The 21,135-nt window shown below is 50.9% G+C and carries 15 protein-coding genes; 6 read left to right on the top strand and 9 right to left on the bottom strand.

The genetic code is table 11. From position 1 onward, the window contains the following. The first annotated feature begins 16 nt into the window (after positions 1–16). Positions 17–1,195 carry an ABC transporter permease gene (locus tag NG346_RS12545; protein WP_262288820.1) on the top strand — a complete coding sequence of 393 codons (1,179 nt, stop codon included), beginning with the start codon at positions 17–19 and terminating at the stop codon, positions 1,193–1,195. Between the two features lie 3 nt (positions 1,196–1,198). Continuing rightward, a complete protein-coding gene (locus NG346_RS12540) occupies positions 1,199–2,488 on the top strand; it encodes an ABC transporter permease (RefSeq protein ID WP_262288819.1) in 1,290 nt (429 codons plus the stop codon). 110 nt (positions 2,489–2,598) lie between these two features. Here the strand turns inward: NG346_RS12540 and NG346_RS12535 are convergent, their stop codons facing one another. From NG346_RS12535 to NG346_RS12515, 5 genes are all read right to left on the bottom strand, one after another. Continuing rightward, positions 2,599–3,729, bottom strand: coding sequence for a fimbrial protein (locus NG346_RS12535; protein WP_262288818.1), 1,131 nt, complete (start codon positions 3,727–3,729; stop codon positions 2,599–2,601). A 13-nt stretch (positions 3,730–3,742) separates the two neighbouring features. Further along, positions 3,743–4,618, bottom strand: coding sequence for a FimB/Mfa2 family fimbrial subunit (locus NG346_RS12530; protein WP_262288817.1), 876 nt, complete (start codon positions 4,616–4,618; stop codon positions 3,743–3,745). Between the two features lie 23 nt (positions 4,619–4,641). Then, a complete protein-coding gene (locus tag NG346_RS12525; protein WP_262288816.1) occupies positions 4,642–5,880 on the bottom strand; it encodes a fimbrial protein in 1,239 nt (412 codons plus the stop codon). A 223-nt stretch (positions 5,881–6,103) separates the two neighbouring features. Continuing rightward, a complete protein-coding gene (locus tag NG346_RS12520) occupies positions 6,104–7,582 on the bottom strand; it encodes a DUF3868 domain-containing protein (RefSeq protein ID WP_262288815.1) in 1,479 nt (492 codons plus the stop codon). A gap of 61 nt (positions 7,583–7,643) precedes the next feature. Beyond that, entirely contained in the window at positions 7,644–8,180 is a 537-nt protein-coding gene (locus tag NG346_RS12515; RefSeq protein ID WP_262280717.1) for a DUF3575 domain-containing protein, read from the bottom strand. Between the two features lie 439 nt (positions 8,181–8,619). On the opposite strand from NG346_RS12515, the gene NG346_RS12510 reads away from it, so the two are divergent. Beyond that, a complete protein-coding gene (locus NG346_RS12510; protein ID WP_262288814.1) occupies positions 8,620–11,472 on the top strand; it encodes a fimbrillin family protein in 2,853 nt (950 codons plus the stop codon). A gap of 77 nt (positions 11,473–11,549) precedes the next feature. Here NG346_RS12510 and NG346_RS12505 read toward each other — a convergent pair whose 3' ends face one another. Next, positions 11,550–12,257, bottom strand: a complete 708-nt coding sequence (locus NG346_RS12505) for a glycine-rich protein (protein WP_262280713.1) — start codon at positions 12,255–12,257, stop codon at positions 11,550–11,552. 80 nt (positions 12,258–12,337) lie between these two features. Here NG346_RS12505 and NG346_RS12500 point away from each other — a divergent pair, with 80 nt between their 5' ends. From NG346_RS12500 to NG346_RS12490, 3 genes are all read left to right on the top strand, one after another. Further along, on the top strand, positions 12,338–13,297 hold the full coding sequence (locus NG346_RS12500; RefSeq protein WP_262288813.1) for an Rpn family recombination-promoting nuclease/putative transposase: 960 nt from the start codon (positions 12,338–12,340) through the stop codon (positions 13,295–13,297). Positions 13,298–13,536: 239 nt separating this feature from the next. After that, on the top strand, positions 13,537–14,538 hold the full coding sequence (locus NG346_RS12495; protein WP_262288812.1) for a virulence RhuM family protein: 1,002 nt from the start codon (positions 13,537–13,539) through the stop codon (positions 14,536–14,538). Positions 14,539–15,021: 483 nt separating this feature from the next. After that, entirely contained in the window at positions 15,022–15,849 is an 828-nt protein-coding gene (locus NG346_RS12490; RefSeq protein ID WP_262288811.1) for a glycine rich domain-containing protein, read from the top strand. A gap of 73 nt (positions 15,850–15,922) precedes the next feature. Here NG346_RS12490 and NG346_RS12485 read toward each other — a convergent pair whose 3' ends face one another. The 3 genes from NG346_RS12485 to NG346_RS12475 form a co-directional block, all read right to left on the bottom strand. Continuing rightward, entirely contained in the window at positions 15,923–16,642 is a 720-nt protein-coding gene (locus tag NG346_RS12485) for a glycine-rich protein (protein WP_262288810.1), read from the bottom strand. An 809-nt stretch (positions 16,643–17,451) separates the two neighbouring features. Then, positions 17,452–18,654, bottom strand: coding sequence for a site-specific integrase (locus NG346_RS12480; protein ID WP_262288809.1), 1,203 nt, complete (start codon positions 18,652–18,654; stop codon positions 17,452–17,454). Between the two features lie 55 nt (positions 18,655–18,709). Then, positions 18,710–20,824, bottom strand: a complete 2,115-nt coding sequence (locus NG346_RS12475) for a DNA topoisomerase 3 (RefSeq protein ID WP_262280710.1) — start codon at positions 20,822–20,824, stop codon at positions 18,710–18,712. Positions 20,825–21,135: the final 311 nt, after the last annotated feature.

Genomic DNA, 21,135 nt, shown 5'->3' with positions numbered 1-21,135 from the left:
CTATCGCCCCAAGAGCATGACGCTCCACGAGGTTCTCTCCCGCATCTATCACATCTCGTTGCGGGAACTGGGAATCATGCGCCAGAATCCGATCTACGGATTCTGTACGGTGGTCTTTCCTATTGTCGTCATCATCTTTTTCACCTCGCTGATGGCAGGGGGTCAGCCGACCGAGATGCCGATTGGCATTGTAGATCAGGACAACACCACTACCACACGCGCAATGATACGGCAGCTCGACGCTTTCCAGTCGTCGAAGGTCGCCGGCTATTATCCCAACGTCAACGAGGCTCGCGAGGCGATTCAGCGCAATGAGATTTTCGCCTTTCTCTATATTCCGAAGGGCACAACAAGCGGACTGATGACAAGCACTCAGCCCAAGATATCGTTCTATTACAGCAATGTGACGCTCGTGGCTGGCAATATGCTCTTCAAAGACTTGAAGACGATCTGCACGTTAGGATCGGCGGCTGTCGGCAAGACCAAGCTACAGGCAATAGGAAAGACCAATGACGAGGTGCGCACCTTCCTGCAACCCATCGCCGTAGACGCCCATCTGATCGAGAATCCATGGGTGAGCTACAACATCTATCTGACCACCAGCATGGCACCGGGCGTGCTCATGGTCTTCATCTTCCTGCTCACTCCTTACGCCATCGGCACTGAGTTGAAATTCAAGCGCTCACGTCAGCTGATGAAGATGGCGGGCAATAATATCTACGTTGCCATTGCGGGCAAGATGCTGCCGATGACGCTGCTCTTCCTCACGATGATGTATGGCTTCGAGTTCTATATCTTCCACATGCTGGACTTTCCCCATCCGGGCGGAGTCGTACCCTTACTGTTGATGGGTCTCCTCAGTGTTCTGGCCTGTCAGGGATTCGGCATCTTTGCCTTCGGACTGATGCCCTCTCTGCGTATGTCCATTTCGATCAGTGCGCTGTGGTCGGTACTGAGTTTCTCAGTAGCCGGTGCCACCTATCCGCTGTCGGCCATGGATCCCGAGATACAGTCCCTGGCACAGTTGTTTCCCCTGCGCCATTACTTCATGCTGTACCAGATGTGCGAGTTCAACGGCTACCCGCTGTCCTACGCCTGGTTCAACATCATGTTTCTACTGATGATAGCAGTGCTGCCCATCTTCACGTTAAGAAATATCAAGAGGGCAATGCTGGTATACGTATATATTCCCTAAGCTATGCAAAACGAGAGCTTTTTCAGTCAAGTTAAGCAAGGACTCCTTGACACCTGCTATATCTGCGTGAAGGAGATGCGCGGTCTCGTCACCGACGAAGGTGTGCTGATCTTTTGCGTCCTCGTCCCGCTGTTCTATCCCCTACTCTATTCTTGGATCTACAACAACGAGGTGGTCAGAGACGTGCCGGTAGCTGTCGTGGATCTCTCGCACTCCGCAGCCTCACGCGAGTTTATCCGTCACTACGACGCTGGCTCGGATGTGAAGGTGGCCTATATGTGCAACTCGCTCGACGATGCCAAAGAGCTCATCGGCAAGCAACAAGTGCATGGCGCACTCTATTTCCCAGAGGATTTCGCACGCAGGCTGGGACGCGGCGAGCAGGCCACGGTAGGCTTGTATTGCGACATGAGTCTGATGCTCAACTACAAGGCAATCTATCAGACCGCCATGGCTGTGGCCGGAGAGATGAACAGCCGCATACAGCTCAGACAGAGCAACGGCTTCACCAACCGCGACGACGAGATCACCACCAAACCATTGGATTTTGATGAGGTGCCTATATTCAATGTCACTGACGGCTACGGCAACGCGATCATTCCGGGCGTGCTGATGCTTATCCTGCAACAGACGCTGCTTCTGGGCATCGGACTCGCTGCCGGTACAGCCCGTGAGAACAATCGCTATCAGGACCTTGTGCCTATCTCGAAGCACTACAATGGCATCTTCCGTATCGTACTCGGTAAGTCGTGGTGCTACTTCATGGTGTATATGGTCATGGCGGCTTACATCAGTCTGGTCGTGCCACGCATGTTTCACTACATCTCTCTGGTGACACCGTGGACAATACTCGGTCTGATGGCGCCCTACTTGCTGTCGTGCATCTTCTTCGGGATGACGCTGTCGTGTATGGTGCGCTACCGCGAGAATGTGATGCTATTGGTAGTCTTCACCTCTGTACCTTTCTTGTTTATGACCGGTGTGAGCTGGCCGCAGTCCAACATCCCCGGCTTTTGGCAGGGTGTGGCGTGCCTCATCCCCTCAACCTTTGGTGTGAGAGGCTTTCTGCGTATCTCGTCGATGGGAGCCACGCTGCAGGACATCAGCGTGGAGTATCACGCGCTGTGGATCCAGGCTTTTGTCTATTTCCTCACCACGTGCATGGTCTATCGCTACCAGATTGCGGCCACCCGCAAGCGTGCCTTCGACCACATGCAAGCCATGAGAGAAAAGATCGAAGAGGCAAAGCAAAAGAAAATACAGGCTGATGCGAAACATAACATTCACGAATAAGACACCTTATTATATATAGAGTCTCTGTGTGAGCCCTACAAAAATATAAAAGGGCCCGTGGATCTTCTGTCCACGGGCCCTTCATATTTTGTTTGTGCTCTGAGCAAATGCTACATGTCTATAGACGTTGTCTTAGCCGTGCCCCACGCATTAATCGATGCCACCGAGAAATACGGGATGGCCTGATAAGAGACTCGCGCCCCGTTCTCTGCGTGACCGCTACCCTTTATGGTGATGTTCACCGTGTAGTGGTAGTTGGGATAAATGGTGTAGTCGGTGTAGTCATAAGCTGGCGAAGTGCCGTCGGCTGTCAGCGTCTTGCCACCAAGATAGACATAAAACTCACTCTTCCATACCGCTGTGTGTGCCCAGATATGCAGGAACGTCGAAGCACCATTTTGCTTTGTCGGCTGATTATTGGAATTGCGCTTTGTCCAATCTGTCGCATTAGCGTTTGAACCGACATTGTTGCCATACATATAGGTGACAATTTTTTTCGATACCGGACTGTTAGCGGCACTGGTGAGGTTGACCGGAGTCTCCGAGCCATTGTAATAATCACTTGGTACAGGTTGATCCGTCAGTTTGCTCAACGTTGTCGTTCCGGGTATTTTGCAAAGCTGATACTTATCGATGGTGATCGGCCAAGAACCGTCGGTGGGATCATTCTGAGCCTCGATGGTGATCTCGAACTTACTGGCCAAGCGTTGCAATCCAATCGTTTTCCCAGAGGAAGCGCTCGTATCGAAGTTATCCAATTCACCCTTCATCAGCAGCCACGTTTGTGTGTCCAGCTCCCCGTCTTTCGTCATCTTATACACCTTGCTGTCAATCGCGCTCTTTTTGCTCAGACCGTGGAAATAGTTTGGGTCGATGAGCGTTCCCACATTGGCGAACGCATACACCGTACAGCCCTTCGCCACACGCGTCTGGATGGACACCGTGATATTTGTTTGCGTATAGTCGTAACTCTCGTATTTGCTTCCGATGACATCGCCATTGCTGTCGAAGATCAGCACGGTGAGGTCTTTCACTGCGTCATCCTTAGCAGTAGAGGCCGTGGCAGCACGGGTCACACCGGTGGTTTGCGCCGTGCTGAACCTCAGCACCACAGTGCGGCTGCCGTCATCATCGCTGTCGTCGCTACAGGATACCAAGACACAGAGCACCGCCAGGGCGGCGACGCACAGCGTGAGTCGCAACCATGCAGCATGTAGGATATGTCGTTTGTTGACTGTCATTGTTTGTGTCTTGTTATTGGAAGACATTCTCGTTCATCACGTCTTCGTAAGGTACCACGCGGATGGTGAGATCAGCCTGGTAGCTCGCGTTGACGATGAGCACCACGTCTTCACCGCTCGGAATGGCGAGGGGCTTGCCCTCTTCGTCTTCAGTGCGGTCGAAGAGCAGTGTGCCGTCTTCCTTATAAATCTTCAGATTCACGGCAGAGCCCGTCGAAGGCAGCACCGTGACGGGGTCGGTCTTCCAGTCGCCCTTGGCGTCGAAGCCTCCCCGCATCTCATAATTTACATATTCTCCTCCCGTCGTGCCGTCGTAGGCCAATCCGCCGTGCAGTCCCTCGATGACGATCCGGTACTTGCCGTCGCCGAAGCGACGGCGGAGGCCACGCACCCAGACTCGCACATGGCTGCGAATGTCGTGGAGCTCCAGGGTCTGCCCCTCAGAATCGTCGCTGCTGAGCCCGGAGGCTGTCACCTGACCGTAGTAGATCGGTGCAGGCTGCGGCGAGACCGCTGAGCCACGGGCATGGAGCTGCAGCCACACATTGCTGATGCGCTCACCGGGCTGGGGGACATAGAGGTCGTATTGCGTCGTGTCCTTGCCAGCCACGGCAACGTAGGTGATGGAGTCTCCCTCGCTGTAGACCAGCCGGAAGTGGCCGTCGGCATCACGTGCCACCCTGCCCTGATAGATGCCGTTGACGAAATAGTAGAGATAGACAACGTCGCTCGCAGAGTCGGAGGACATGACGTCCCCAACACTGTCGCGAAGCTCAACGTGCAAGGAGCGTTGCATACGATCAGGATACTGATCGTAGATGCTGCACGCTCCCAACATGCCAAGGCTTGCCAAGAGGAGGAATACGGTCTTGATCAACTGCATTCTCATTGTCTATTCCCGTAAGAGAAGAATTATTCAAAGACTGTGTTCTGAGCAGCATCTGTGAACGGCACCACAGTAACGGTGATAGCAGCCTGCTGCGGAGTGACATCATCGGTCGGATTTGCAGCACCCTTGGTCTTGATCGTCACAGTACACTTGTAGTTCTTGTTGGCATGGACGGCGAAGGCAGAGCCACCATCTGCTGCTGTTGCTGTACCATTGGTATAATTGGCATTGAGAGGAACAGGATAGTAAACAGTAGAACCCTCCTTATCAGAGCTATTAGCCTTAAAAGTACCCTTGATGACCAACTTCGTGCGCACACCCTTGTCTGTCAAGTTGTTCGGCATGGTGTAGAAGTAATAAGTTTTACCGAAATTGTTTCCAGACGTGGCAGTGGCAGCACCACTCAAAGCTGTAGCAGAAATAGTAGGGGTGCTCAGATATTCCCTATACGTATCCTTGTTTGAATTATCATAGCCTTGCAAAAGCGTAGAAGTACCCGTAGCGGCATCTGTGTCAAACTTCAAATCATTAGGCACATTTATCAGGAAGATCTGTGTCGGAGTGAAGGAAGCATCCTTGTAGGCACCATTCTGGTCGAAGTCAACGGTCAGACTCGTCAGAGTTACCTTGGCTGTCTGGTGGTTAACATTGACACTGGCTTTGAAATTCTCACCATCGGCTTCCAATTTAGCACTACCATACATAGGAATGTTGTGGTCAACAAGTGATTTACCGGCCGTACCACCAAACTCTGTAGCCAAGCTGTTGTCAATGTCCTCTGTCTTAGCATTGAACTGAGCAGCAGTCTGAACGCCATTGAATGTACCGGTTGGCGCATTGCAAGCCACCAAGATTATATCCTTATCAGCAAGGGAGCTGGTCACGATGGTTGCAGTAGCTTTGTCGGAATTACTTTCCTGAGTATACTTTCCGATGCCAGATCCAGAAGACAGCTCCTGGATGGTACGCACGGTGTTGTCTTTAGCGCTGAAGATACCCACAGTGATGCGGTGGATCTGCTGCTCATTGGCTTCCGTAGGGGCATTGGCATCGGTGATGTCGGTAGCGCGTGAGCCCATGGCAAAGCTGTTGCCCTTAGCGGAGGAAGTCTTGGCGACCGGAGTGCTGATGGTGAGAGTAAGGCGGCTTTCGCCGGATTTCGTGTTTGTGGGATCCGATGTGACGTCATCGGAACTGGAACAAGATGAGAGGCCAGTGAGAGCAACTGCTAACAGCAGGCCAAAGTAAGTCACTTTTTTCATAATCGCAAAAATATATGTTTATTCAATACTTTTATTTCGCAAATCTTGGTGACACCTTATTATATATATATGTTCGCGGTGCCTATATTCAATACCCTTAGGGGGCTCTAATTATAATCGCGTATGAGGGAGTGTTGTCTCCTCAATCTTATGTTTGTGCGTAGAAGTCACCCCTGCCCTACCTCACGTGAGGAGGGACAGAGGGAACAGAGAGAGCGGTGAACTACTTCACGTTTCTCAGATAGTTGAGAGCCTCGGTGGCTTCCTTCACGCCACGGGACTGCGCCATCTCCAAATACACCTCGGCCTTGGCCCAGTTGCCCTGGAGCATATACATCACACCGATGTTGTTGTAGGCACGGGGATCGGTCTGCCAGTTGCGCAGATACTGCTCGGCCTGACCGACATTGCCGCGCATGAGTGCCACGCCGGCAGCGTTGATGTTGGCCTCGGCATTGTCGGGAAAGAGACGGGCGGTGAGATCCACGATGTCGTTGTACTCACGGCTGCCCACGGTGAAGTTCTGTGCCGTGGCAACAAGTCCGGTGAGCGACACGGCATGGCTGTCGCCGTTGACGGTGCCGTCGGTGGTCACACCACGGCGCAACAGCTGTGCCGTGTAGGACAGACGGCGCACCTTGGGGAAGATATACTGCTTCATGAAGGCGTAGGGCGCTCCGCCGCCGAGATGCTCGATCTCGTCCTCACGGCCGTTGACGACGGGCACGGTGGAGATGATGTCGAGGACGGCTCTCTTCAGCTTCATGTCGCTGCGACCGGACAGCGTGGCGATGCTGTCCCAGTCCTCGGCAATCCATGTCACGGACAGACCGTCGACGCCAAGCACCTTGTTGGTCATAAGAAAGTTTTTCAGAGAGAGGGCACGGCTGGCGCTCCGCTCCTCATTGGTGCGGTAGTTGCCGATGGGGGCTCCGTAGCCTACGATGTGCAACTGATCCACTGTGGTGCCCGGCACACGCAGCTCGGCGGACAGCCGGCTGTTGATGTCGTCGTAGACGGCGGTGTTGAACTTCTGGGCGCTCATCTCGCAGAGATGACGGTTGTCGTCGAGGGCGATGGTGCCCGTCACGGTCACCTCATGCACGTCGGGCTCGGTGGGATTGAGAAACTGCACCCAGCTCTGGCGGGCGGCGGTGCCGTTCTCTGATGAGCCCACGTGCGAGGCACTGTCGTCGCTGTTGCCCGGAGCCTGCCCAATGTGGATGCTGTTGAACACGCAGTCCTCATAGACATGGGGCTTGCGGCCCCAGCCACGCTCCTCGCTCTCGACATAGAGGGCAGCCTTGCCCATCCACTCGGCATAGGGCACGGTGGTGTCGTAGAGGAAATAGCGGGTGCCATGACGCTTGTCGCTGGTGACCACGGCCACGTTGCGGCGCAGACGCTTGGCAAAGGCCGACGAACGCTTATCATATTTCTCGCGCTCACTGCCGTTGACAATCACCGAGGAGAGCGCCTTCAGCTGTGTACCGCTCTTCAGCACCGGCGTGAAGTTGAGCGTCTCGCCGCTGTTGAGGATGTTGTCGTCGTAACTCACACGAAGCTGTACGCGAAGCAGCTCGCCCTGACGGGTGAACTTCTCCTGGTTGATGTAGAGCTGGCCTTTGTAGGCCACCTGCGCCGCCAAGGGCGCACTGGCGCACAGCAGTGCGCAGCCGAGAAGAAATGATCTGATATTCATAGTATATATACGTTTTTTTCTTTTCATTGTTATAATGTACCATGGCTCGCCGCGCCTGCCGTCAGAGCAGCAGGGTGAGCGTGATGCCGGTGCCCAACGGGATGACGGTGGTGGACCAGCGCTTGCCGTCGTACCACGGCAGGTCGCCTTCCTCGTAGCGGTCGTAGTGGCATCGCACGACGTCGGCACCCACCGACAGGTCGAGGGAGAGACGGTTGGAGAGTATGACGTTGTAGCCGCAGCCTAAGCCACCGCCAAGGAAATGGCCCTGACGATGATGGCCGTAGAGACCACCGAGGTGGAGCTTGTCGAAGTTGAAACCGCCGCCGGCAACGTTGACAGCAACGTAGGGACCCGTGAACGTGCGGTGAGCCCACCAGCGAAACTCCGGCTGATAGGTGAAGTTCTTCCACTTCGCCCCGCCGATCTTCAGAGGATTGTATGTGGCGATGATGCTGGCCGAGGTGTGGTCAGACAACTTATATTCAAAACCAAGGGAGGGACAGCCGACACCATCCAACAAAAGGTTGGTCTTGATGGCGAAACGCTGCGCACGTGCTGTGCCAAGAGAGAGCAGAAACAAGGAGACAGCTATCATAGCTCTCCTACAAGTGTATGCTGTATGTAGGAGAGAAAAAAGATATATACGTACGTGTACGCAAAGGCTTTTCATTCGTAATCCCAAGGAATCACAGCCTATACTTGCGCCACTTCTTGTCAAAAACAAGCTATTCATTCGCTTGGCCCTAAGCTATTTCCCTTTAATATTAATATTTCACGATGCAAAGTTAGGTGTTTTATCTGAAAACACCAAATGTTTACGCCAAAAATCTTCGGCAATGTCGCAGGAGATGCATATGAGATACACGACTGAACGATGATAATATTTATAAAAAAAAGACGGGAATCTTTCCTGTTTCTCAAAAAAGTACTATCTTTGCAACCGAAAAACGGTCCTTGGCGAAGGACGCGGACTGCTGTAAAAAACAGAAAAGCGATTATTAAAGGTTTTGTATAAAGGTTGAATTATATATAATATGAACACAAAATTTACCATTGCGCTTGCTGCCATGGCGCTGATGGCCTCATGCTCCGAAACTGAGGAACTTGTCAGCCCCGCTCTCTCCGGTAACAAGATCACATTCTCTTCTGAGACTGTCAACGCATGGCAGTCGGGCGAAGGTTCGGCATCGGCCAAGGCGACCGCTACACGCGCCGTGAACCGCATCAATGACGGCGGACCCCTCGTGGCACAGAGCTCGATCGGACGACAGCTCTACATACACCCCGTGGGGCAGGTCGGCGTGTATTTCCACAATGCCAAGGATCAGCTCGTCACCCGCACCGGACAGCTCATCGCCGACGCGACCAACGATCATGTGCTCACTCGTGGCTCTAAGTCGGAAAGAGTCAGCGACCCCTTCCTCGTCAGCGCGTACTACAACACGGCGACGGGAAGCTCTGCCCAGTCCGGCACATTCTTTGACTTCGCCGCCGCCAACAGCATTGCCAATGGTAAATACCGCATCGCCGACGACACGAAGACCTGGCCCACCACCGGGTCGCTCGACTTCTATGCTTATATGTATAATGGTGGCGACCAGGGCAAGGCGATGATCACCACCACCGCGGGAGACCCCACCACCCTGCACTACAAGGCAAGCAGCTCGGACATCACCCACCAGCCCGACCTGCGTGTGGCTCAGGCAAAGGGACAGACACGCACGGCCACGCAGGCTTCTACGGTGGTGCCTCTCACGTTCAACCATGTGCTCACGGCCATCACCTTCGCCGCCAGCAACGACATGGTGCCCGGAACAGTGAAGTCGGTGACCATCAAGGGTGTCTATGGCGAGGGCGACTACAACTGCTCGACCCTGGCGTGGAGCGGTCAAAAGACAGCCTCCAACTACTCCATCACGACCAACGTGGATGTCAACGGCATCAACGGCGTGGCGCTCACCACAGGTAGCAACACGCTGATGATGGTACCGCAGACCTGTCCCGCCGGTGCTACACTGGAGATTGTCTTCAACAACGGCTCCAACGACCAAACCATCACGGCCAGCCTCGCCGATCAGCAGTGGACTGCCGGCTCATCCATCATCTATCAGCTCTCGACAAGCAAGACTTTGAAACTCAGCGTCAAGGCGGTGTACCCCACGACATGGAAATCCGCCTCGGGCGTGAAGGCGGCATACGTCAACGACGACAAGTTGGGCATGTATGTGGTTGACCAGGCAAACACTGTCATCCACGCCAACGTGCCCGTGACCTACAACGGCTCGGCATGGACCTATGCCGACAACACGGTGAGCGACAAGGGTAAGCATGTGCAGGCTTCTCCCAAATATCAGTATTTCTTCTACTATCCCTACAATGCTACGGCTCCTACAGTGGCTCCCGCTGCTTCGACGAACGCCAACGCCTTCTTCGCCAACAAAATCAGCAGTTGGAAACCAACGGCTGACCAGTCCTCGGAATCGACTTTCAACGCACAGGATCTGCAGGTAGGCCAAGGTGTCATCAACGGCTCCGCCACCTCTTTCGACGCTTCCATGGCCCACTCCATGGGTCTGGCTCAGATCACCCTGGGCACAAAGACCATCCCGCTCACCCGCACGTTCTACATGACAGGCCTTAACGCCTCCAACAACTCGGCCATCACCACCACCGCTGGTGGCAAAACCTACGCCTCGAAGGGCATAGCCGCCTACATGCAGTACTACCAGGGACAGATGAAGTCTGACCCTATCACGGCCACCAGTGCATACAAGACCGCCACCTACACTGATGCCGACGGTGTCACTCACAACCTCGTGGAGGACAGCAACAAGAGCGGCAACACCGCCGCCAACTCCCGCTCCGTCACCGCCGCTGCCAACTTTGAGGGTACTTCCAACCGTCCCTGCCCTATCGGCGACAAGTACTATGCTGTCGTGAAGCCTTCCGCCGCCACGACATTCTACAGCAAGGATGGTATTGCCAACGGCTGGGGCAACCGCTTCACCGACAACCGCGTCACCGCCAACGTCACTGCCAACTCCCTCTCCTCCTACACCGCCCACAGCGATTCCGCCTTCATTTTCCTCGCCGCCGCCTACAGTTGCGCCGGAAAGGTCGAGGAGTTCCAGGCACCGGTGCAGGGAACGTATAAGCTGGAAGTGTGGGGAGCGCAAGGAGGAAGCAATGGAGGCAAAGGGGGATATTCCTTTGGAAATATTTCTTCTTTCCAAGGAAAAAATATTTATGTTTGCTGTGGCGGAGCGGGAAAGAGTGATGCGGGGACTGGATATACTGCAAATACACAAAATCCAGGCGGAGAAGGTGGCTATAATGGTGGAGGAAACGGGGGAAAAGGATGGCAAGCTCCAAGATTTAATTATCGAATAGTCGGTGGTGGAGGCGGAGGAGGATGTACAGATATTGCCATCATAAATAGGGGGGAACTATATCGCTATGAAAATAATAAAAGTGATATATTATTGGTAGCCGGCGGTGGTGGTGGCTCTATGTTTAGTGATGGAGGCTATGGAGGTGGCACATCTGGAGGAGCATCTGTTTACATATATACTAGCGATGGCGCGACACAAACGACCGGTTATAAGTTCGGAATTGGGCAGCAAGGAATGGATAAAACAATTGATGGATATGCCGGCGCCAGCGGCGAGGGCAACGGCGGCGGTGGCGGCGGCTGGTACGGAGGGCTCAGTAAACAGGTGCAAGGTAATAGATCTAATGTTGGCGGTGGCGGCGGCTCGGGTCATGTCGGTGATGTGACTGATGGTCAAACGTTGGCTGGCAACACTGCATTCCCATCACCTGATGGCGGTACAGAAACGGGACACGCAGGAAACGGCTGGGCAAAAATAAGTTGGCAATATCAATAAGATGAACAAGCCCACACGGATATGACGTATCCTCTGTTGTGTGGGCTTTATATAAATGAATTATTTTCTACGCTTATCTACATTTGGCAAGTTATTACCGCTATACCAGAATTAAAGTTTTTATTATTGTCCATACCTTTAGGAGATTGAAGAATTTCATTTAAATGCCCTGATCCACCTCCGCCAGCTCCATCATTATACCCTGTGGAAGATCCACCGCCATACCATCCGCCACCCCCGGCACCAGAGCTGTCGATTTGATTTACTGCAGCCCCACCAACTCCAAACTGACCATTATTATATCCAGTCCCACCTTCAGTTTGGGTTCCGCCTTTTGCATCGGAACCAGTACCATCACCACCTTGTAGCCCTCCGCCAGAACCACCAATGAAGTCATCACCTCCACCAGCACCACCTGCTACAATCAACACGTCATCCTGTGAATTAATATAGTCTTTGAGAATTGATTGATTATTTAATAAACGTAATGCTATATGTGTCGCACCGCCACCACCGCATTGTCCTTCCCCTCCTCCATTATAACCAGCTGCTTCTACCGTATATGAGAAATCCTTCAAATTATCTCTTCCTCGCCCACCGCATGTAATATATAACGTATTTTGTGTAACATTCCAAATTCCATAAGAATATCCGCCGCCAGATGTAGTTTTCCCAGGAGCTGATGCGCCCCAAACTTCTAATTTAACTTTATGAAAACTTGATGGAACAGTAAAACATTCGTAATGGCCATTATGAGGATTAGTTCCGGCGCAAGCGTGATACAAAGCATAGGCTATGTAAACTTGTAGGAGAAAATATTACATAATAACTTCCTTTAGAAAAATATCGAAGGGAAAACTTGCAGATGTCACGCATAAAGCGTATCTTTGCGATAAAGAAGAAGAAAGACATGGAGCATTTCGGAGAAAGATACATCAACCCGTTGACCGATTTCGGATTCAAGCGTATATTCGGCACACCATTCAACAGCGACCTGCTGGTGGACTTCCTTAATGCCGTGCTCGCCGGTGAACATGTCATAACCGACTTGAGCTATAACTTCGACGGCAACGAAAGCATGTCTATGGCTGTCTTCGACGCATACTGCACTACAGAGGATGGGACCCATATCATTGTGGAAATGCAGAATCTCTACCATGGCTTTTTCCAATACCTAACCATCTATTACATTGTTGAGCAGGCCAAGGAGAAGAATTGGGACTGTGAACCGAACAATGTCTATATCGTTGGCATTATGAACTTCACGTTCCCTGAGGACAAGAAGAGCGACGACTGCGTATTCAAAGAGGAAGCTGTTATAGGAACGATCAGGAATAACGTTTTCTATGACAAGTTCACATATATCTATGTCGAGTTGACTAACTTTCACAAGACCTTGGAAGAATGTGAGACTGTCACTGACAAGTGGCTATATTGTCTGAACAACTTGCAGAAATTGCAAGAGTGCCCTGACATTCTTCAGGGCAGTATTTTCGAGCAGCTCTTCAACACCACCGAGATAGACAAGTTTACGCCCCTCGAAGTGAAGGGATACGAGCAGAGCGTAAAGGCCTACCGTGACATCAAAAATGGAATAGACGCGGCGAAAGCCGAAGGCGAGAGAATTGGCATGGCAATGGGCATGGCAGAGGGTCGTAAGAAAGGCATGCAACAAGGTATCAAAGAGGGTTTGCAACAATGTCGTAAGGAACGTATAGAAGATATGAGTCTTAACTTAGCTAGGAAAATGAGAAGCCTAGGCGTTGCCGATGACATTATCATACAAGTAACAGGTCTCTCCAAAGAGAAAATTGCACGTCTTTAGTCCATTTTTTCTTTTGCTTATTCTATTAATGTCAATACATTCGTTCCCTTCCGCGATGTGGCCAGTTCTCACATGGTCCGTCGCATCTTTGTGGGAGCAGCCTATAAGGCTGTGCGCACCCCGAACATCGTAGGCAATATGGAGCTGGCATGTGGAGGGCAGCTGCGCCTTCAACCGTTACCGCCAGATTGACAGAGAAGCCATTAACGAGATATTATCATCCCCCTAATATAGAATTTATGGAGAACAACATTATTATTTATCAAAGTGAGGACGGAAAGACCCACCTTGAGGTGAAACTTGAAGATGAGACCCTATGGCTCAACCAAAGTCAGATTTGTGAACTCTACCAGACGAGCAAATCTAATGTAAGTGAGCACATTAAGCACATCTTTGAAGAGGGTGAACTGAACAAGGATTCAGTTGTTCGGAAATTCCGAACAACTGGATCTGATAGTAAAAATTACCAAGTCACATACTTCAACCTCGACATGATTATCGCCTTAGGTTATCGCATCAAGTCCATCATTGCCACACGTTTCCGCCAATGGGCCACTGAGCGATTGAAGGAATATCTCATCAAAGGATTCACGATGGATGATGAACGGTTGAAGAGGCTTGGTGGAGGCGGATACTGGAAGGAACTTTTGGACCGTATACGTGACATTCGCTCTTCTGAGAAAGTGATGTACCGTCAGGTGCTTGACCTCTATGCCACGGCCGTTGACTATGATCCGAAGAGTGATATGTCGGTGGAGTTCTTTAAGATTGTGCAGAACAAGCTCCACTTTGCCGCCCATGGCCATACAGCTGCCGAAGTTGTTTACCAGCGGGCCGATGGCGACAAGGACTTTATGGGATTGACGGTTTTCAAAGGGGACCATCCGACTTTGAGGGAAGCTAAGATTGCTAAGAACTACCTGAGCGAGGATGAGCTGAGAATCTTGAACAACCTTGTTTCAGGTTACTTTGACTTTGCTGAAATCCAAGCCATGAAACATGTTCCGATGTACATGTCGGATTACATCCAGCAACTTGACAATATCCTATCTTCCACAGGCAGTCCTTTGCTACAAGGACCAGGTTCTGTATCTCACAAACAAGCAATGCAGAAGGCGGAGGAAGAATATAGAAAGTATGAAGTACGTACCCTATCTCCTGTGGAACAAGCTTATCTCAAAACCATCAAGAAGCTTAATGATGAAGCCAAAAAGAATCAAAAGAAGAAAGGTGGCAAATAAACATGAATACATAATTTCGCAAGTGGCACTTGCGAAATTATAGGATTAGCAACATAAAATGACATGATTAAAGAACTAACCGATGGTCTGCGCACCATCAATTCTATCAACAAGAAGATAGCCGAAGGGAAAAGCTCTCTTTCGAAGAAACTTGGTCGCTCGTGACTTTCTTCAAGCAGAATGAGGGCACGGATGCCTTTGTCCATTATGTGGGCAGACAGAGTTCCATATTGTCGGTTGATATTATGGAATTATGTCGCTCTTTCAGGGCTCTTTACAAGAGAGATACCCAAACATAGATAGGGCTCACGCCCTATCCTAAACTCTGTCGCCCTTTCAGGGCTTAAGGAGAAAGCTAAATAAGCAATATGATGCTAGAGTCGCTTGTTTGGCTCATAGTCAGAAAATTTCAAGACAAAGTATCGCCTTGAGATCTTCGTACTCTCTTGCGCCGGAACTGGGGAAGAATTCAAGATACCCACTGTGGGAAACTATCAAATACAATGCTGGGGGGCAAGTGGGGGAGAAAGCTACGGCGCTGGAGGAAAAGGAGCATATACATCTGGAGTCCTCAACGTAAAGAATTCATTAACTTTATATGTCTACGTTGGTAATCATCCAAAGAGAAACGAGATCATTTTTAATGGCTATTCTCATTACAATTCTGGCTTAGCTGACGTTTATGCAAGCCCAGCTGGGGGAGCCACGGATATAAGATTATTAGGAGGCGATTGGAAAAGTCTTGAGAGTAGAAAAGCCCGTATTATGGTAGCTGCGTCAGGTGGCGGTAGCGCAACATACAATGGAATATCTTTAATAGGAGGAGATGCAGGTGGACCAAAAAGTTATAACACATATTATACATACTGGCTGTCACCAAAATTGAGAGCAAGCGAAAACCCGGTGACAGACCAATCTGGATTATTGGATAAGAGTAAGATAAAAGACACAGATATAAACGGCTTTGTGGTTGATGGGCTTGGCCCGTACTTTGGGGCGACAGATACAGATGATGATAAGATGCCTGGTATAGGCAATGGCTATTTTACTGGCATTTGGTATGGGTATGATAGTACTGTATATAGCGGAATGGGAGGCGTGTGTTATGTCAGTGGCCTAATTGGTTGTAAAGCTATTTCTTCATCATTTACAGATGATAATCATAAAATGTCAGACAGCCCTGACCATTATTCGGGTTACGTGTTTACTAAAGGAGCAATAAAGTCCGGGAAGGAAGAAATGCCCAGTCCTAAAGGCGGTAAAGAAACTGGGCACACTGGCAATGGCTATGCAATAATCCAGCAGAAATAATTTTATAGGATATTTGATCGATAGCAGTCCACACTAAAGCCGGGGTGTAGCTTTATGTGGACTGATACCTTTTCTATCTCATGCTTATCTTTGCCCACCCCGAGCCTGTATGACCAGTTTCCGCCCCACCAGTAGGAGATGGAAAAGATTTGTTACCAGCAATTGTCTGTCCGTTTGTGACAGCAGCACCGATATAACCAGAGCCACCACCACCACCGCCAAAATACGCGACGCCACCGCCGCCGTACCATCCTCCGCCTCCACCAGCGCCCCAATCATGAAATACGCCTTTTACATCAATACCGTCTCCTCCTTTGCCAAATGATCCTTCATATCCGGCATATCCCTCTGCTACTCCCCCTATACCGCCTTTTGTTTGAGATCCACCTTGAGATATTACACTTACATTAAATCCCACGTTGGACCAATCCTTTGTACCAGAGCTTCCCCCTATTAAACCTCCACCATACCCACCTTCCATTCTTTCTTCACCGCCACCGCCTCCGGCAACTATTAAAACATCACTTTGGTGTGTATAATAGTTCTTTAATTCGCCATAATTAGTTATACATATCGAACTAGCACCACCTCCTGGATCCTGTCCTGAGCCGCCACCGTTATAACCGCCATTTCCTGTATAACCATAACCATTTGAGTATGGATAAGCGCCAACACAAACAAAAACAGAATCTGATTTGTCATACGCTAAGAAGCCATAGCTGTAACCTCCTTTACCTGCATGCCCAGTTCCGGATCCTCCCGACGCTCCCCACACCTCCAGCTTATAGCTCATGCTTTCTGGCGCAACGAACTCCTCAACCTTTCCGGCGCAAGCGTAAACGTGGTGGCTACCGTTGGATAAGAAAAAGAAATGATAGGACTATTGCGATGCAATATCTTTTAGGGGAGCAGAGGGGAAAGGAAGGACATGATGATAATATCGGCTTCACCAAAATGACTCACCATTAGGCGTTTTCCATGTCAGTCAGTGGTAGAAACGGTAGAAGGATGACAGATGTTAAAGATTTATCACAATGAATAATACGTATCCATCCCGAACGGCTATCGAACGACTACCGAAGGATAAGCTGGACAACACCGCAACACATAGTCCAATTCTATCCGATTATGGACGACACCGATGAGAGTCAATCTCATTATGGACGACACCGATGAGAGTCAATCTCATTATGGACGACACCGAAGAGAGACCATCCGATTATGAAGCCCATACAGAAGTTCCATTTATTATGGACGACCTGCTAACCTGCATTACTCATGAATATTATATTTCACATGAATGTTCATGAATTGGCCACGAATTTCTCATAAATATAATAATTATGGAATAATAACCTCCCTTGGGTCAGCGGCTTTTCGATTCATGAACGGTTCCTTTAGTGTCAGTGACCTTGGGGTTCTTGGTCAATTTATGATGATTCAATGTCCAAAAAACACTATAGCCGGATATTTATGGATTATGCAGGCTAAAAAAACTGCTAGTACGGCTAGTCCCTGCCTCTGGGTGAATAATTTTTACATGGTGTTTGCGTCCCAACAAGCTGATGGGGCGCAAACACTGCGAGATTTGTTACTCGTTTGTTACTCATCTGGCGAGTGATCAAAACGAGCGAAAGCCTTGTCTATCAAGTGTATAGCCTTGTCCTTGCTCTTGTCTATGACCTTGGCATAGATCTCTGTTGTTGATACGTCTCTGTGACCCAAGAGCTTTGAGACGGTGTAGATGTCTGCACCAAGGTTAAGGATGAGCGTGGCAAAGGTATGCCGCGCCACATGAAAGGTAACGGTTTTCTGAGTGATGCCACTGTCTTTTGCCCACAGCTTGATGTTTTTGGGGAGCATGGAGGAACATATACCATCAAACACACATGCGTCGTCAGGCTTTGACTGCTTGTCGGGAAGGCATCGGAGAGCCTCCTTGCTGAGCGGCACACTGATGTTGTGGCCGGTTTTCTTCATTCTCACGGAGAGATACTGCCGTTTGCCGTCGTGATGGATCTGGTTCCAGCGCAGGGCAAGGATGTCGCTTCGCCGAAGACCGGTGAAACAAGAGAAGAGGAAGGCCTCCTTCAGCATCGGATAAGAGCATGGCGACTGCATGAGATGCCGCAACTCCTTTTGTGTCAGAAAACTGCGATTGCTCTCAGGCCGTTGTACATGAAAGGCCTTGGGCAGACAGGTCATCGGGTTTTCGTCGATGAGTTTGTCGTGCTTAGCCTCTTCGAGCACGCTGCGCAATGTGGCAAAGCGCAGGTAGATGGTGGCATCAGACAGTTTTCCTCTATCCTTGATATGAAGGCGTCTGTCCTTGGCATTGCGCAGGTAGGTGACGAAGCGGCAGCAGAAATCCACGTCGACCTTTGACAGCAACAGGTCTTTTACACCAAAGGCCTCCAGCTGGTGTTTCAGCGTGATGACGACCCCATAGCGCCCGTCGTTGGGTTTCTGTCCCGGTCGTTTGCGGGCCTCGGCGTACGACTGGATGTAATCAAGCAGAAAGAGCTTGGTACTCGGCTCCTGAGTGTCAGCTACAGACTTGATGAGATTGATGGTGGCATTTGCCCGGGCAAGGATAGCCTGGCGCAACACCTCTTCATTTTGCTGCACGCAGAAGTGGTCATGTTCCGGGACGAGATATAGATGAAGGAAATGATAAGAACGGTGCCTCTTCCAGTAGATGTCGAGATAGAGCGACCGGTTGCCGTTTTTCAGCGCCTTCGCACGTAGTCTTACAGGCTGTTTTTCGCGAAGGCATTTGTTGAGTAGACGAGTTGACTTGTCCATAAGTGTATGATGTTTGGAGAATTCCTCACTCGACTTAGCTCAATAACCGGGATGCTCACAGCGGCTGACGGAAGTCGCAGCCCTCACGCCACCGCGAGCAACCGAGAGCAGTACGTCCCTGAATGATATGGCCCTGATGGCACTTGGGGCAAGGGTCGCCGACTTTGAGCTTACCCTTGGTGAGAACAGGCGCAGAAGTGGGAGTTGCAACAGCGGAAGCCGAGGCTGTAGCTGACGGCGCGGCCTTTTTGCGAGTTCCGGCCGACCGTTTCGCGCTCTGCTTGGCTGATCCTGCCCCACCCTTCTTCGGTCCGGAAGGTTTGGGGGTAGGCTCCGGCTCTCCACTTGCTATCTGTCTGTTGCTATTGTCGTGCAATACGTCCTGCACGATCTTTGTCACCTGCTCCTTCAATCCGTCGATGAAGAGCTGTGGCGAATATTTTTGGTGCTCGATGTCGCGGAGCTTCTTCTCCCAAATACCCGTGAGTTCACAACTGGTGAGGAGCTTTTCGTGGATGGTGTCGATGAGTTGAATGCCCGTGGGAGTAGCTACAAGGTTTTTACGCTCACGCCGGATATAATGCCGCTTGAACAGCGTCTCGATGATACCGGCGCGCGACGAAGGCCGTCCGATGCCGTTTTCCTTCATTGCCGCACGCAGTTCATCGTCGTCGACAAACTTGCCGGCGGTCTCCATGGCACGCAGGAGCGAGGCTTCGGTATAGTGTTTCGGCGGCTGTGTCATCTTTTCCGTCAGTGTAGGCTTATGCGGTCCCGACTCGCCTTTGACAAAGGCGGGCAACGTTTTTTCCTCGTCCGAGGGTTTACTGTCTTCCGCCGTCTGTGCCAGCTCGTCCTTGGCATACACAGCGCGCCAGCCCGGCGAGAGAATCTCCTTGCCGCTGGTCTTGAACTCCACCTTGTCGACCTTGCCCTTGACCGTGGTCGTGGCAAACTTGCAGTCGGGATAGAACACGGCAATGAAGCGACGGGCGATGAGGTCGTAGACTTTCATCTCGGCATCACTCAGTCCACCCGGCACCTGACCAGTGGGGATGATGGCATGGTGGTCGGTGACCTTGGACGTGTCGAAGACGCGTTTCGACTTCGGCAGTTTCTTGCTGATGGCTGCCAAGTCCTTGATGATTTGCAGATAAGGTTTCTGACCGGCTTTTGTCATCTGACTAACGCCATTAAGGATGCCCGGGCACTTGGGATAGATGTCGTCGGACAGATATTGTGTGTCGACACGCGGATAAGTAGTCAGCTTCTTCTCGTAGAGTGCCTGTATCAGGTTGAGCGTCATCTCAGCAGAAAAGCCGAACTTACGGTTGCAGTCAACCTGCAACGAGGTGAGGTCATAGAGCTGTCTCGGCGCCTCCTTACCCTGTTTTTTCTGCACATCGGTGACTTCAAAAGGCTTGTCCTGGATGAGCGAGAAGGCCTGTTCACCTTCTTCCTTACTGGTATATTTGCCTGCCGTGGCCGTGAAAAGCGTGTCGCGATAGACCGTGGAGAGCACCCAATAGGGCTCTGGCTTGAAATTGTCGATCTCCTTCTGGCGGTTGACAATCAAAGCCAAGGTCGGCGTCTGCACACGACCGATGGAAAGCACCTGATGGTTGCGACCATACATGCAGGTATAGAGACGCGTGCAGTTCATGCCTAACAACCAGTCACCGATAGCCCGGCTCAGTCCAGCCATGTAAAGACTCTCGTAGTCCTTTTGCTCTTTCAAGTTTTGGAAGCCCTCGCGGATGGCCTCATCGGTCATCGACGAAATCCACAACCGTTTGACCGGACACTTCACTCCTGCAAGCTGCATCACCCAGCGCTGGATGAGCTCACCCTCCTGACCGGCATCACCGCAGTTGACAATCTCGTCGGCCTTGCTATATAAGGAGGCAATCACGTCGAACTGACGTTTGATCGTTTCCTCCGGGATGAGCTTGATACCAAAGCGCGACGGAATCATCGGCAGGGCAGCCAGCGTCCAGAAACGCCAGTTCATCTGATAGTCATTGGGCTCTTTCAGCTCGCACAAATGTCCGAAAGTCCATGTCACCTGGTAGCCGTTGCCTTCCATATAGCCGTTCTTGGGCACGTTGGCACCCAAGATGCGCGCTATGTCTTTGGCTACGCTCGGTTTCTCCGCTATACAAACGATCATATATTCAGTGGTATGTCTATTTTTGAAATACAAAAGTACGAAATAATCTTCTAACTGAGAAAAAAAAACGAAGGGATAATAAAGACAGTGTAACAGAGGAGACATAATAAGGATGTTTTTCTTGTTATAGGTAGATAAGACAGAGTAACAGAAGAACTAAAACAGACAGAGTAACAGAGGCGACATAATAAGGGCCCAAGGGGGATTGTCCGTGGCGGGCAGATGCCGCTGCCTAACCAAAGACAGTAACACATCTATAGAAAAAGAAGGGTATATCCCTTATTCCCTTCAGGCATGACCTGAAGGCTTTC

Source organism: Hallella absiana (assembly GCF_025457485.1).
In the GTDB taxonomy this organism is placed as follows: Bacteria; Bacteroidota; Bacteroidia; order Bacteroidales; family Bacteroidaceae; genus Prevotella; species Prevotella absiana.
This window is presented reverse-complemented; position numbering and strand designations above follow the sequence as displayed.